12 protein-coding genes are annotated in these 13,838 nt (G+C 66.1%); 7 read left to right on the top strand and 5 right to left on the bottom strand.

Going from position 1 to position 13,838, the window contains the following annotated elements:
• Positions 1-2: 2 nt before the first annotated feature.
• From JI664_RS13195 to JI664_RS13215, 5 genes are all read right to left on the bottom strand, one after another.
• Positions 3-1,250 (bottom strand): OpgC family protein, encoded by a 1,248-nt coding sequence (locus JI664_RS13195; RefSeq protein WP_207014221.1) that lies wholly within the window; start codon positions 1,248-1,250, stop codon positions 3-5.
• Complete coding sequence (mdoH, locus tag JI664_RS13200; protein ID WP_207014222.1) at positions 1,237-3,030, bottom strand: glucans biosynthesis glucosyltransferase MdoH; 1,794 nt, start codon at positions 3,028-3,030, stop codon at positions 1,237-1,239. The genes JI664_RS13195 and mdoH overlap by 14 nt, the downstream gene beginning before the upstream one ends.
• 11 nt (positions 3,031-3,041) lie before the next feature.
• Positions 3,042-3,239 (bottom strand): hypothetical protein, encoded by a 198-nt coding sequence (locus JI664_RS13205; protein ID WP_207014223.1) that lies wholly within the window; start codon positions 3,237-3,239, stop codon positions 3,042-3,044.
• Entirely contained in the window at positions 3,236-4,831 is a 1,596-nt protein-coding gene (locus JI664_RS13210) for a glucan biosynthesis protein (protein WP_207014331.1), read from the bottom strand. Before JI664_RS13210 ends, JI664_RS13205 begins: the two co-directional genes overlap by 4 nt.
• A gap of 587 nt (positions 4,832-5,418) precedes the next feature.
• Complete coding sequence (locus JI664_RS13215) at positions 5,419-5,886, bottom strand: GFA family protein (RefSeq protein ID WP_207014224.1); 468 nt, start codon at positions 5,884-5,886, stop codon at positions 5,419-5,421.
• Positions 5,887-5,996: 110 nt separating this feature from the next.
• Here JI664_RS13215 and JI664_RS13220 point away from each other — a divergent pair, with 110 nt between their 5' ends.
• From JI664_RS13220 to JI664_RS13250, 7 genes are all read left to right on the top strand, one after another.
• Positions 5,997-6,806 (top strand): helix-turn-helix domain-containing protein, encoded by an 810-nt coding sequence (locus JI664_RS13220; protein WP_207014225.1) that lies wholly within the window; start codon positions 5,997-5,999, stop codon positions 6,804-6,806.
• 86 nt (positions 6,807-6,892) lie between these two features.
• Positions 6,893-7,339 (top strand): acetyl-CoA carboxylase biotin carboxyl carrier protein, encoded by a 447-nt coding sequence (locus JI664_RS13225; protein WP_207014226.1) that lies wholly within the window; start codon positions 6,893-6,895, stop codon positions 7,337-7,339.
• A gap of 3 nt (positions 7,340-7,342) precedes the next feature.
• Positions 7,343-8,701, top strand: coding sequence for an acetyl-CoA carboxylase biotin carboxylase subunit (locus JI664_RS13230; RefSeq protein ID WP_207014227.1), 1,359 nt, complete (start codon positions 7,343-7,345; stop codon positions 8,699-8,701).
• A complete protein-coding gene (locus JI664_RS13235; RefSeq protein WP_207014228.1) occupies positions 8,698-10,161 on the top strand; it encodes a hypothetical protein in 1,464 nt (487 codons plus the stop codon). The genes JI664_RS13230 and JI664_RS13235 overlap by 4 nt, the downstream gene beginning before the upstream one ends.
• Positions 10,161-11,015, top strand: a complete 855-nt coding sequence (locus tag JI664_RS13240) for an HAD-IIA family hydrolase (RefSeq protein WP_207014229.1) — start codon at positions 10,161-10,163, stop codon at positions 11,013-11,015. Before JI664_RS13235 ends, JI664_RS13240 begins: the two co-directional genes overlap by 1 nt.
• The gene (locus tag JI664_RS13245; RefSeq protein WP_207014230.1) at positions 11,015-13,003 is read left to right on the top strand and encodes an acetoacetate--CoA ligase; all 1,989 of its coding nucleotides are present in this window, start codon (positions 11,015-11,017) and stop codon (positions 13,001-13,003) included. Before JI664_RS13240 ends, JI664_RS13245 begins: the two co-directional genes overlap by 1 nt.
• Positions 13,000-13,773, top strand: a complete 774-nt coding sequence (locus JI664_RS13250; protein ID WP_207014231.1) for an SDR family NAD(P)-dependent oxidoreductase — start codon at positions 13,000-13,002, stop codon at positions 13,771-13,773. Before JI664_RS13245 ends, JI664_RS13250 begins: the two co-directional genes overlap by 4 nt.
• Positions 13,774-13,838 lie beyond the last annotated feature (65 nt).

The raw sequence follows: 13,838 nt of genomic DNA on the forward strand, positions 1-13,838 counted from the left end.
CCTTACTCGGCCGGCGTCTGCTGCACACGCATCCAGTCACGGCTCACCGCCGGCTCGTCGGCCTGCACCGGCTGGGGCTTGTGGGGCAGGCGCGCCTGCCACTCGGCCAGCGCGGCGATGGCGATGCTCAGCGCGATCCCGAGGGGCGGCAGCACCCATGCCATCCATACCGGGTCGCCATAGCCGTCCATCACGACCTGAAACGCCAGCGACATCGCGGTGCCCGCCGAGAAGACCAGCAACCCCTGCCGCCCCATCAGCCGCAACGGCGCGGCCCAGTTCAGGGCGGTCAGGCGACGCACAAAGTCGAAATAGGACAGCACATAGACCATCGACAGAACATGCAGCAGGCGGGGCAGCGACAGGAAGGTCTTGTCATGCGAAACGATATGGAACGGCACGCCAAGCCCGCCCAGCCGCGCCATCTGGTGGTTCATGAACGCGCCCAGAGCGGGGATGTATTTCCACGCCACGACCAGCAGAAGATACCCCGCCGCCAAAGCCAGAAGAACGCGGCTTTTCGGGACGAAGCGCTGTTCGCGCCGCAGCGCCATGCCGATCAGCAGCCCCACCACGAAGACCAGCTGCCATGCCACCGGGTTGAAGAACCATCCGCCCGGATTGGGAAAATTGGGCAGGTTGAGCCGCCACCAGCCCGCCGCAAACCACAGCCCCACCGACGCCGCCGCCAGCGCCCAGGGCCGCCAATGTCCCAGCAGCATTGCGAGGGGGGCGAAGAACAGCAGCACTGCATAGGCGGGCAGGATGTTCACATAGCCCAGTTGATGCGTCATCAGCGGGATGCCGATGAGCGCCTCGGCGGTGTTGCCGAAAACCTGCCGCAGGTTGATCTTCTCAAGCAGCTCGGGAAGGTTGAACAGGATCGCCCCCGCCGCGAAGATCGCGATGGCCCAGAGGGTCAGCAGGATCTGCGCCTGATAGAGCGTCCATGCGCGCATCCACATCGGCTTGACCGCCGCCCACCATCCATTGCGCGCGCGGTTCTCGCCGGTGAAGCGCCCGCTATAGGCCAGCCCGGCGGCGATACCCGACATCACGAAGAAGGATTCCGCCGCATCCGAGAAGCCCCAATTGCGCAGCGTCAGCGTCTCGTAGGGGTTTCCCGGCACGTGATCGACGAAGATCATCACCAGTGCCACGCCGCGAAACGCATCGATGCGCGGATCGCGCGGGCGACGGGCCGGGGCGGCGCCCGGAAACCGGACCAGCTTGGCGTCAGAGTGCGGCATCGGCGACCCCGGTTTCCGGCGTCGCTTGGGGGGCTTTGCCTTGTGCGCCGCTTTGCCACGACGCATGGGTAACGGTGTAGAGCCGCACGATTTCGGGCGTGTCGCGCTCTTCGGGGATGTCGAACAGGCTGCGGCCCAGACGACGCGAAGTCAGCGTGATCAGCGCGGGCGCGGCCAGCATCGGCAGGCAGACGGGCAGCAGCCACGGCGCCAGATCCGGCGCCACGCTCGACGCGACAAGCAGCGTGACTGCGCCCACCGCCGAGATCCACAGCCCCGCCTGAACCCCGTCGCGCCAGCGCAGCCGACCTTCGCCGCGCTGATTGGCGGGCCAGCCGCCGTCGCGGCCGGAAAGCACCTGCAGCACCGAGCGGCTCTGATACATCAGCATCACCGGCGCGATGACCGAGCTGAGGGCGATTTCGGTCAGCACCGACAGCCCGGCTTTCAGCGTGCCGCCGAAACCCCGGTCGCGGCGCGACAGGGCTGCCCCTGTCCAGATCGCCACCTTGGGCAGGACCAGAAGCCCCGCGATGCCGAAAACCAGCGCGGTGATCTCTTTCGACCGGTCCGAAGGAAAGACCGGGAACAGCGCATGGGGTTCGGGAAAATAATCCGGCGCGGGCGCGGTCAGCGTCGCGGCGATCGAGGCCAGCATGAACCCCGCCCAGAGCAGCGACACCAGATAGGCGAAGATCCCCTGCACAAAGACGAACCGGCTCCAGGCCGACAGGCCGGGCGCGGTCAGAAGACGCATGTGCTGCAGGTTGCCCTGACACCAGCGGCGGTCGCGCCGGGCATAGGCAAGCAGGTTGTCGGGCCCTTCCTCGTACGAACCTTCGATGGCGCCATCGACACGAACCGACCAGCCCGCCCGCGCCAACAGCGCGGCTTCGACATAATCGTGGCTCAGGATATGGCCGCCAAAAGGGGGCCGCCCGGTCAATTCCGGCAGCGCGCAGCTTTCGGCAAAGGCGCGGATGCGGACGATGGCGTTATGGCCCCAGAACGGGCCGGTATGCCCCTGCATCCGGGCAAGGCCACGGGTGAAGACCGGGCCGTGGAACGCGGCGGCGAATTGCATGGCCCGCCCGAAGAGCGAGCGCGAGCCGATCACGCGCGGCAGCGTCTGCAACAGGCCCAGCTGCGGATCGGCCTGCATCCGCGCGATCATCGTGCGGATCGCGGCGCCGTCCATCAGGCTGTCGGCGTCAAGGATCACGGCGAAATCGTAGGCCCCGCCCGAGGTGCGGATGAATTCCTCGATATTGCCCGCCTTGCGTCCCCGGTTCGAATTGCGGCGGCGATAGAAGATCCGCCCCTGCCCGCCGGTTTCTTCGAGCAGGCGCACATAGGCATGACGCTCTTTCAGCGCCGCAGCCTCGTCGCGGGTATCCGACAGGATGGCGAAATCGGCGCGCACACCAGCGGCCTGAACCGACGCGTCCATCGCGGCGATACGCGCAAAGGTCGCCACCGGCTCTTCGTTGCAGATCGGCACCAGCACCACGGTCGGCGGCTGCGGCGCGGCCGGGACCTCGTCCCGCAGCCGCGCGGCGCGCCCCGGAAGCCCCGAAAAGGCCAGCGACGCGCCCCAGGCGAGCCAGGCGGTGGTGATGAAGATCAGGCCCGAACGCACCACGTCCCAAGCATCCAGCCCGTCCTGAATTGCGGCTTCGGCAAGCAGAACCGTGGCCGCCAGCGCCGCGACCACGGAAAGCGTGATGGCGAGGATGCGCACCACGAGAGTGCGGGTATCGGGGGCAAGCGGTTTACGCATGCGGCCCGACCTCAGACGCGCTGACGGAAGGAAAGCGAGGGCCAGAAGCGCCATCCGCGCGCGCGGGCGCGAGACCGTGCGGCGGCCCGGGCACGGGGACGCTCGAGCTGCTGCTCGGGCATCTCCATCGGAGCATGCGGCGGCATCCAATGTGCGGCCTCGACGATATCGAGATCCGATTGCGAAGGCAGTTCAAGTTCCGGTTTCATTCACGAACCCATTGATACAACCATGTCTCCGAGAGCGTCCTGTCATAACCCTTCAAGGCCGCGCGCAGTTCCACCACGGTGCCGGGTTCTGCCCTGACCTCAAGCACCAGACGCCAGGTATCGCTCCCACTGATTTTGCTCAGCACCGCATCGACCAATTCGCCGCGTCCCGTGCCGATATCCGGCTCAACCTCGGACTCGGCGGAAAGTTCCGACAACAGGCCGCCTTTGAAATCGATGACGAATTTCCGCATGTCGGGATCGACATCCGCGCCCGCGACGCCTGCGATTCCGGCACGCGTGCGCAAGACCTGTGCAAGCTCGGTATTGACCGCCCCCCTCGGCGCCGCGCCCCAGAGCAGGCGATACCCCACCTCGAACGCGTCGCCGCGACGGGTCGGCCGATCGGGCACCCAATAGGCCACGATGTTGTCATTGCCCTCGAACGCCGAGGGGATCTCGATCAGGCGCACGGTGCCCTGCCCCCAGTCGCCGATAGGCTCGACGATCAGCGAGGGGCGGCGCTCGTAATGCGCCTCGGCATCGAGATAATCCTCGAAAGCGCGGCTGCGCTGGACCAGCCCGAAGGACAGCGGCGATTCCATGCCCAAATAGGACGACGCCAGACGCGGCGGGTTGTTCAATGCGCGCACATTGCTCTCGCCGCTGCGCATGTTGAGCACCAGATACTCGCTGTCATGCACGGCAGGGCGGAAATCCTGCGATTCGTCGGGATCGGCGCCACCGAACATGAACATCGATGTCAGCGGCGCCACGCCCAACTGGCGCACGTCGCGGCGCAGGAAGATCCGTGCCGTCACCTCGATCTCGGTCGTGTCGCCGGGGGCGATGACGAACCGGTAGGCGCCGGTGACCGAGCGGCTTTCAAGCCGCGCATAGACCGTCACCGGGCCGTCGCCCGCCTGTGGCCGCTCCAGCCAGAAATCGCTGAAACGCGGGAATTCCTCGCTGTCGGACAGGCCGGTATTCACTGCAAGTCCGCGCGCCGACAGGCCATAGACATTGCCGCGACCCAGCGCCCGGAAATAGCTGGCGCCAAGGAACGAGATCACCTCGTCGAAATGATCGGCCCGGTTCAGCGCCGCCAGCAGGCGGAACCCCGCCACGCCCGGAAGCTCGGCATCGGCGGGCACTTCGCCCTCCAGCTCGCCCCGGTATTCGAAATCGGCGGTCGAGAAGGTCAGAGGCTGCGCGCGTCCGTCGGAGACTTCGAAGACATGCACCGGCTCGCGGAACAGCCAGCCCAGATGGAAGGCCTGCAGCCGCATCCGCTGCCCCGGGTCGGACCAGCGCGTGTGATCCGTGCGGAACTGGATCATCTGATAACGGTCATAGGTCAGGTCGGAAAGAAAGCCCTCGACCTGTTCGGCGGGCGCGGGATCCACAAGGCTGGCTTCGCGCACGCGCTCGGTCAGCCAATCGAAGGAAAACGGCTCGCCGGGTTCGGGCACCGGCGCGTCCGCGACGGGCTCGGGTGTCGGCGCTTCCGCCTCGGCGGCTTCCTGAGACCAAGCGGGTGTCGCGCGCAGCAAAGCTACCGAAGCAACCGTTCCCGCCAGTCCGGCGAGCATTTGACGGCGGTTGCTGCTCAAGCGAAGGGGCACCGCCAAAGCGGCGTCAGACAAGGACTTCAATCCGGGACTCCGTAGAAATTCACTGACCGCAGTTGATCATGGTTTTGCAGATGCAAAAGAAAAGAGCTGTCGAGTACCGCATGGCGAAATCCCGCCAAGCGGGAATCCGGTTCACGCTCCGTTTCCCGTCACGCGATTCAATTCCGCTTCGAATTAAGGCGCTGCGGTGGTTTCCGCCTTGTTGCTGCGCAGGAGCTTTATGGCCTGCGGGTGGCGGACATCGGGATGTCGGAAAGGACACGGAAAGGCAGACGGCATAGAGGGCCTCGAACAAAAGATCTGCGTCGTGACCGGAGGCGCTGGCAGCACCGGCTGGCCTGCGCGCGGCAGCTGATCGCAAGGGCACGCGGCCAGCGCTCTTGAATTATGACGCGGTTGCGCCCAGTGCAATACCCCATGCGAGACCGCCGGCGGTCCTTGGCTTACGGATTGAACTTACGCGGAAAACCCGGCTGCAACGGCAGCGCCTACAATGCCGCTTGCGGGGGCATTCAGAGACCCGTCGATCCCGAGCGACAGACAGCCTAAAGCCCCGGCCCGCCAAGCCGCGAGGGTTGCTCGACGATGACCGGATTGTGGCTGCTCGACGTATCGAACGAGGCGATATCGGCATTCGGCGCAAGGAAAGGCGCACGCGAGCGGGCAAAGACTTCGCGGCGGATATCGTACCAGAAGGTCGGCGGATCGAAGGTTCCCCCGGCAATGCCGGTCAGGCCGGGAAAGACTTCGAGCGACCACAGAACCGTAGTCCCGCATTGCGTGCAAAAACGCTGACTGAAGCGACGGTCCGATTCCGTCTGGAAACTGTATTCCTTCAGATCGCCGGAAACCAATTCGACGGCCTCGTCCGGGAAATAGACCGAGATTCCGAAAGCCGAGCCGGTACGCAGCTGGCAATAGCGGCAATGACAGATCGCCGCCTTGTCGGGCGCGCCGCTGACGCGGTAGCGCACAGCGCCGCAGGCGCATCCGCCCTCGTGAAACTCGCTCATGCTCGGTCCTCCTCTGCGCGCAACCTGCCGGTGATCGGGCGTTCAGGCAAGGCGCTTGTCATGGCCGGGGGCGCGCCCTAGCCTGCCCGCGCAACCGGCAGGGATGGGGTATGGCCGACGGCGTCAAGACGATCCGGGCATTGGCACGCGGGCTTGAGGTGCTGCAGCTTCTGCAAAGCGCGGGCGCGCTGACCCTGCACGCGCTGCACCAGCAAACCGGGCTGCCCAAGGCCACCCTGTTGCGCATCCTCAAGACCCTTCGCGAACGCGGCATGGTCTGGCAGCGGATGGCCGACGACGCCTATGTGCCCTCGTATTCGCTTGTCGAACAGGCAGGCCGCATGGACCGTGAGCTTGCGCTGGTCGAGGTCGCCTCGCCGCTGCTCGAGGATTTGTCCGACCGCATCAAATGGCCCTCGGTTCTGGCCGTGCCGCGCCTGACGCATATGGAGGTGATCGAGACCAACGCCTCGCGCGCTTATTTCGATCAGATCCCGCTGGGCCCGGTCGGGTTCCGGGTGAACATGCTGCGCTCGGCCTCGGGGCGGGCCTTTGTCACCTTCTGCGAACCCCCGGTGCGCGAAGCGATCCTCGACACGCTCCGGCGCTCGGAGCATCCGGGCGACGCCAAGGCGCGCAACCCCGACTATATCGACCACCTGATGCGCGAGACCCGGGCGCAGGGCTACGGGTTGCGCGATCCCGATTTCGGCGGGGATTTCGACAAAGGGCGCGCGCTGGTCGATGACGGGCGGGAGTCGCTGGCGGTGCCGATCCGGCTGGGCGAACACGTGCCCGGAACGCTCAATATAACATGGAGCCGCCGGGTGCATGGCCGCGAAAGCGGTGCCGCGCTGTTTTCCGGCCCGGTGCGCGACGCGGCCGAGGCGGTGGCGGATCGGCTGAGCCGTCAGCGCTGATGTTTCACCTAGTGAAACCTTGGGTCTGGCCAGATTGCCGCCCGCGCGGGCCGCGCCCTAGTCTCGGCGTGAACCGGGAGGATTCTATGGCAGACCTGACACGCGCCGATATCGACGAGATTCTGAAACTGGTGGACAGCTCGGATTTCGATGAACTGAAGCTGGAAATGGGCGATCTGAAGCTGGAGCTTCGGCGCCGGGGCGCCGCCCCTGTGGCGCCCCCTGCGTCGGCCCGTGCCCCGGCCGCGAAAGCGCCCGAGGCGGTTGCCGCGCCGGTCGTGGCGTCGGGCGGTGGCTCGGAAATCCCGGCGCCTTTGCTGGGCACCTTCTGGCACGCCCCGCGCCCCGGCGCCGACCCGTTCGTCAAGCCCGGCGACGTGGTGCAGGCCGATACGGTGATCGGCATCATAGAGGTGATGAAGCTGATGAACTCGGTCGAGGCGGGCATCGCCGGCACGGTGATCGAGATCACCGCCCCCAATGGCGAGCTGGTCGAGCATGGCCAGTGCCTGATCCGCATCCAGCCGGCCTGACCCATGGCCAGCATCCGCAGGATCTTTATCGCCAATCGCGGCGAGATCGCCGTGCGCATCATCCGCACCGCGCGGGCCCTGGGCATCGAGACAGTGCTGGGCGTCTCGGCGGCCGATGCCGACAGTCTGGGCGCGAAACTTGCCACTCGCGCGGTAGTGCTGGGACCGGCACCGTCGAAGGACAGCTATCTGCGCGTGGGAACCGTGATCGAAGCCGCCAAAGGCACCGGCTGCGACGCCGTGCATCCGGGCTATGGCTTTCTTTCGGAAAATCGCGAATTAGCGCAGGCCTGCGCCGATGAGGGCCTGATCTTCATCGGCCCCTCGCCCGACAATCTGACCGCTGTGGGCGACAAGCTGACCGCGCGCTCTCACGCGGTTGCAGCGCAGGTGCCGGTGGTGCCGGGCGGCACGGTCGAGACGCTCGACGATGCGACGGCGCTGGCCGAAGAGGTGGGCTTTCCGTTGCTCATCAAGGCCGTGTCGGGGGGCGGCGGGAAGGGGATGAAGCGCGTCGATGACGCGAAATCGCTGCCCGCCCAGCTCGACATGGCGATGGCCGAGGCCGAAGCGGCCTTTGGCGATCCGCGCGTCTATCTGGAACGCTTCGTCACTGTCGGCCGGCATGTCGAGGTGCAGATCCTGTCGGATGGCGACACGGTCCTGCATGCGGGCGAGCGCGATTGCTCGGTCCAGCGCCGCTATCAGAAGGTGGTCGAGGAAGCACCCGCGCCCAATCTGCCGGACGCGCTGCGGCAGGGTTTGCTCGACGCCGCGGTGCGCTACGCCACGCATATCGGCTATCGCTCGCTGGGCACGGTCGAATTCCTCGTCGATGTCGAACGCTCGGAATTCTACTTTCTCGAGATGAACGCGCGGGTGCAAGTCGAGCATCCGGTGACCGAGGCGATCACCGGCCTCGACCTGATCGCCCTGCAGATCGCCATCGCTGAGGGCAACCCCCTGCCCATGACGCAAGACGACATCCACCTGAGCGGCCACGCCGTGGAATGCCGCCTGAATGCCGAAGATATCGCCCGCGACTTCATGCCCTCGCCCGGTCGGGTCACACAGGCATGGTTCCCCGCTCTGCCGGGTTTGCGGGTCGACACCCATATGCAGCCCGGCGCGATGATCCCGCCCTATTACGATTCGATGGTGGCGAAGCTGATCACATGGGGGCCTTCGCGCGACGAAGCGATTGCGCGGATGCTCACGGCGCTCGATGTCTGCGTGCTCGAAGGCATCACCACCAACGCCCCCCTGCACCGCGCGATCCTGTCGGATCCGGCCTTTTGCAAGGGCGGCGTCGATACGACCTATCTTGGCGGGCTGTTGCCCAAACTGGGAGAAAACGCATGAGTATCGAGCTGATCGACACGACGCTGCGCGATGGCAACCAGTCGAACTGGGGGGCCACGGGTCTCGATACCGGCATGATGCTGCAGATCGCCCCGGTAATGGAGCGCGTGGGCTTTCACGCCATCGACTTCCTTGCCTCGACCCATATGGGCGTCGCGGTGCGCTTCAAGAAGGAAAACCCGTGGGAACGCCTGCGCCTGATGGCCGAGGCCTGTCCGACCACGCCGCTGCAATTCCTGACCACCGGCATGCGCTTTATCTCGTGGGAAGTGGCGTCGGACGAGTTGATGGAATTCGCCTTCCGGCTGCTGGTTAACAACGGCATTCGCCGGTTCGCCATCATGGACCCGATGAACAACGTCCCCGCGATGCTGAATATGGCGGGCATCACCCGGCGCGCCGGCGGCAGCCAGATCGTCGCCGCGCTGACCTTCACCCTGTCGCCGCTGCATGACGACGCCCATTTTGCCGAGGCCGCGCGCAAGCTGACCGCGACCGGGCAATTCGACCGGCTGTATCTGAAAGACCCCGGCGGGCTGGTCACGGCCGAGCGGGCGAAAACCCTGATCCCGGCCCTGAAGGCGGTGATGGGCGAGGTGCCGCTGGAATTCCATTCCCACACCACGATCGGGCTTGCGCCTTTCAGCTATCTCGAAGCGGCCCCGCTGGGCGCCACAACCCTGCACACGGCGGCCAAAGGCGCAGCCAACGGCACCGCGCAGCCTTGGGCGACCTCGGTCATCGGCAACCTGCGCGATCTGGGGCATTCGGTCGATGTCGATGACGAGGCCGTCGCGCAGATGGACGCCTATTTCGACGCGCTGGTCGCCGCCGAGGGGCTCGTTCACGGCCAACCCGGCGAATTCGACCGCGCCTATTTCCGCCACCAGATGCCGGGCGGGATGATGGGCACGATGAAGCGCCAGCTGGGGGAAATCCGCAGGCTGGACCTGCTGCCCCAGGTGCTGGACGAGGTCGAGCAGGTGCGCGCCGAGCTGGGCTATCCGATCATGGTCACGCCGTTTTCGCAGGTCGTGGGCACCATGGCGCTGATGAATGTCATGCAGGGCGAGCGTTACAAGACCATCCCCGACGAGGTGACGCGCTACGTTCTGGGCCGTTTCGGTCAGCCTGCGATGTCGATGGACAAGGATGTCGAGTCGCGGATCCGCGACACCAAGCGCGCGCGCGAATTGGAGGAAGAGCCGCATATGGGCTCGCTCGATGAATTGCGCGCGAAGATCGGGACCGGCTATAGCGACGAGGAATTCCTCTTGCGCGCGGTCATGCCCGGCGATCAGGTGGACGCCATGGTCGCCGCCGGACCGGCGCGTCGCGGCTATGACCCCAAATCGCGGCCCGTTTTGCATCTGATGAAAGAGCTGACCGCGCGCAAGGGTCTGGGCGCGATCCGGATCGAAAAGCCGGGGCTGAAACTGGAACTGAAAGGAAGCCCGTAATGCACACCCATCCGATCAAGGCCGTGGTCTTCGACATCGATGGCACGCTGGCGCTGATGGACAAGGAAAAGGGCACCTATACCGCCCTGCCCGGCGCCGTGCAGGCGCTGGCCGATTGCAAAGCGATGGGTCTGCCCGTCGTGGCCTATACCAACGGCACGTTCTTTCCGCCCGCGCATTACTACCCGCTGCTGGCCGAGGCCGGGCTGGTGCTTGAGCCCGGTCACATCCTGACCCCCGCTGTCGTGGCCGCCCGGGCGCTCAAGGCGATGGGCTATACGCGCATCATGGTCATGGGCGCCGACGGCACGACGGTTCCCGTGCAAGACGCCGGGATCGAGGTGATCGCGCCCACCAAGGACGCGCCCGCCGTCGATGCCGTGCTGCTGGGCTGGAGCAAGGATTTCAACGCCGAGCAGGTTGAGGCCGTGGTGCAGGCCGTTTGGAACGGCGCCAAGCCCTTCGCGGGTTCGGTCGCGCCTTATTTCGCGGGTGCGGGCGGAAAGAAGCTGCTGGGCATTTCGGGCGCCATCGCCGCCGCGCTGACCAATGCCACCGGCGTGCCCGTCACCGTCTTCGGCAAGCCCGAAGCGGCGGGGCTCGATATCGTCAGCGCGCTTACCGGGGCGCGCCCCGAGGAAATGGTGATCGTCGGCGACGACCCGAAGCTCGAAATCCGTATGGGCCGCAAGGCCGGGGCCTTCTGCGTGGGGGTGACCACCGGGGTGGTGGACCTTGCCGGGTTCAACGAGTACCCCTCTGCCGAACGCGCGCAAGTGGTGCTCGCGTCACTCGACGGCTTCGCAGACCAGCCCTGGTTCGCGACGCAGACAGATACCGAGGAGAGGGCATAATGGTCACCGAAGGCGATATTCTCTGGCAGGCATCGGAAGAACGGCTGTCGAAAGCCGTCGTCACCGATTTTCTCGCATTCCTTGCCGAGCGCGGCCACGTATTCGACGACTACTTCGCGCTGCATCGCTGGTCGGTGACCGATCTCGACGGGTTCTGGTCGGCGCTGCGCGACTTTTTCGGCATCGAGATGGAAGGCGAGCTGCAGCAGGTCGTCACCGACGATCCCATGCCCCGTACCCGCTGGTTCACCGGCACGCGGATGAATTTCGCCGAGCAGGTCCTGCGCCACGAGGCAACCGGCGACCCCGCGCGCACGATGCTGCACCATTGCTCGGAAACCCGCCCCCTCGCCGCGCTGTCCTGGGCCGAGGTCGGCGGACAGGTGCGCAAGCTTGCCACCCGGCTGCGCGAGTTGGGCGTCACCAAGGGCGACCGCATTGTCGCCTATATGCCCAACATCCCCGAAACCGTGATCGCCATGCTGGCCGCGACCGCCCTTGGCGCGACATGGGCCACGGCGGCCCCCGAATTCGGGCCGCAGACGGTGATCGACCGGTTCAGCCAGATCGAGCCCAAGCTGGTTTTCGCCGTCAACGGCTATCGCTATGGCGGCAAAGATTTCGACCGCACCGGCGATCTGACCAAGATCCTCGCGCAATTGCCGACGGCAACGACGCTGGTGATGCTCGACTACCTGCCCGGCGCGGCGAAAGCGCCCGAATTCGGCGGTGAGGTGCTCGGCTGGGACGACCTGTTCACCGGCCCGGATATCGCGCGCGAGGATTTCCACTACGAGCGCGTCGCCTCGGATCACCCGCTCTGGACGCTGTTCTCTTCGGGCACGACCGGCCTGCCCAAACCGATCGTGCAGTCGCACCACGGCATCGTGCTCGAGCATCTGAAAAACGCGGCCTTCGCGCTCGATCTGGGCGCGGGCGATACGTATTTCTGCTATTCCACCACCGGCTGGATGGTGTGGAACACGCTGATGCACGGCCCGCTGCTGAACGGTGCGTCGACGCTCTATGACGGCCACCCCACCTATCCCGATGCCGGTGCCCTGTGGCGCATCATCGAAGCGACCAAGGTCAGCCATTTCGGCGTCTCGCCCACCTTCATGACCATGGTGCGCCAGCAGGGAATCGTGCCGGGCCGCGACTATGACCTGTCGCCGCTCAAAAGCATGTTCCTGACCGGCTCGCCCGCCACGCCCGAGATCCTCGCCTGGGTGCATGAAGGGGTGAAGGAAGATCTCTTCGCGACCACCCAATCGGGCGGGACCGAGATCTGCGCCGGCATCCTTGTGGGCACCGCCCTGCTGCCGGTACGCGCGGGCGAAATTCAGGTGCCTGCGCTGGGTTGCGATGCCTGCGCCTTCGACGATGACGGCAACGAGGTCATCAACGAGGTGGGCGAACTGGTGATCCGCAAGCCGATGCCCTCGATGCCGCTGTTCCTGTGGGGCGACGACGATTTCTCGCGCTACGAGGACAGCTATTTCGACACCTATCCCGGCATCTGGCGCCACGGCGACCGCGTGCGATTCAACGAGCGCGGCGGCAGCTACGTGCTGGGCCGCTCGGACGCGACGCTCAACCGCTTCGGCGTGCGCATCGGCTCGGCCGAGATCTACCGTACGATGGAGGGTATCGACGGGATCGCTGACAGCCTCATCATCTGCATCGAGGACGGCAAGGGCGGCTATTACATGCCACTCTTCGTGCAGATGCAGCCGGATGTCGCGCTCGACGACGCCAAGCGCGCCGAGATCGTAAAGCGCCTGCGCTCCGAACGCAGCCCGCGCCACGTCCCCGACGAGATCGTCGAGACGCCCGAGATCCCGACCACCCTGACCGGCAAGAAGATGGAAGTTCCGGTGCGCAAGCTGCTGCTGGGCCAGCCGGTCGGCAAGGTCGCCAGCCGCGACGCGACGAAGAACCCCGACGCGCTGGACTGGTTCGCGGATTTCGCGGCGAAACGCGGATGAGCCTGACGCGGCTCTTCTCGGTCGATGGCAAGGCGGCGCTGGTCACCGGCGCCGCCTCGGGCCTCGGCCGTGCTATGGCCGAGGCACTCGCCGAAAACGGTGCGCGCGTGGTGCTGGTCGACCGCGATAACGCGGCTCTGGCCGACATCGTGGCGCGGATGAACGGCGCGGGCAGGCAGGTTCTGGGCGTCGAGGCCGACGTGACAGACCTGCCGTCGGTCGAAGACGCCGTCGCGCAGAGCGAGGCGGCCTTTGGCGGGCTCGATATCTGCGTGGCGAATGCCGGGATCTCGGATCCCGACCGCGCGCGGCTGCACGAAAGCAGCACTGAAAGCTGGCGGGCCACGATCGACGTCAATCTGAACGGCGTCTTCCACACCAACCGCGCGGCGCTTCGGGTCATGGTGCGACAGGGCCACGGCAAGATCATCAACGTCGCGTCGATGTGGGGCCATGTCGGCCCCGCCGGCCTGTTTCCGCGCCCGGCCTATGCCGCGTCAAAGGGCGCGGTCGTCAACCTGACGCGCGAACTGGCGCTGGAATACGCAGGTTCCGGCATTCAGGTGAACGCGATCTGCCCGGGTTTCTTTCGCACCGAAGGCCGCCCGCGCAGCGAGGACGCCGCGCGTCTCATGGCCGATTACACGCCGATGAAACGGCTGGCCGAGGCCGACGAGATCAAGGGCACGCTGCTGTATCTCGCCTCTGCCGCGTCCGATTTCGTCACCGGCACAAGCCTCGTGATCGACGGCGGGGTCCTCGCGCGCTGACAGCCGCAGGCCTCCGCCCTTTCACTTTGCTCCAAATACTCAATTCCGACCGCGCCCACCGGCCA

It is taken from the genome of Rhodobacter sp. NTK016B, from assembly GCF_017303295.1.
GTDB lineage: Bacteria > Pseudomonadota > Alphaproteobacteria > Rhodobacterales > Rhodobacteraceae > Pararhodobacter.

Excerpts from the sequence above, each read along its gene's own strand:
- JI664_RS13225 (WP_207014226.1), top strand. The coding sequence starts at position 6,893 with ATGGCAGACCTGACACGCGCCGATATCGACGAGATTCTGAAACTGGTG.
- JI664_RS13240 (WP_207014229.1), top strand. The coding sequence starts at position 10,161 with ATGCACACCCATCCGATCAAGGCCGTGGTCTTCGACATCGATGGCACG.
- JI664_RS13195 (WP_207014221.1), bottom strand. The coding sequence starts at position 1,250 with ATGCCGCACTCTGACGCCAAGCTGGTCCGGTTTCCGGGCGCCGCCCCG.
- JI664_RS13230 (WP_207014227.1), top strand. The coding sequence starts at position 7,343 with ATGGCCAGCATCCGCAGGATCTTTATCGCCAATCGCGGCGAGATCGCC.
- mdoH (WP_207014222.1), bottom strand. The coding sequence starts at position 3,030 with ATGCGTAAACCGCTTGCCCCCGATACCCGCACTCTCGTGGTGCGCATC.
- JI664_RS13235 (WP_207014228.1), top strand. The coding sequence starts at position 8,698 with ATGAGTATCGAGCTGATCGACACGACGCTGCGCGATGGCAACCAGTCG.
- JI664_RS13210 (WP_207014331.1), bottom strand. The coding sequence starts at position 4,831 with ATGCTCGCCGGACTGGCGGGAACGGTTGCTTCGGTAGCTTTGCTGCGC.
- JI664_RS13205 (WP_207014223.1), bottom strand. The coding sequence starts at position 3,239 with ATGAAACCGGAACTTGAACTGCCTTCGCAATCGGATCTCGATATCGTC.
- JI664_RS13220 (WP_207014225.1), top strand. The coding sequence starts at position 5,997 with ATGGCCGACGGCGTCAAGACGATCCGGGCATTGGCACGCGGGCTTGAG.
- JI664_RS13250 (WP_207014231.1), top strand. The coding sequence starts at position 13,000 with ATGAGCCTGACGCGGCTCTTCTCGGTCGATGGCAAGGCGGCGCTGGTC.
- JI664_RS13215 (WP_207014224.1), bottom strand. The coding sequence starts at position 5,886 with ATGAGCGAGTTTCACGAGGGCGGATGCGCCTGCGGCGCTGTGCGCTAC.
- JI664_RS13245 (WP_207014230.1), top strand. The coding sequence starts at position 11,015 with ATGGTCACCGAAGGCGATATTCTCTGGCAGGCATCGGAAGAACGGCTG.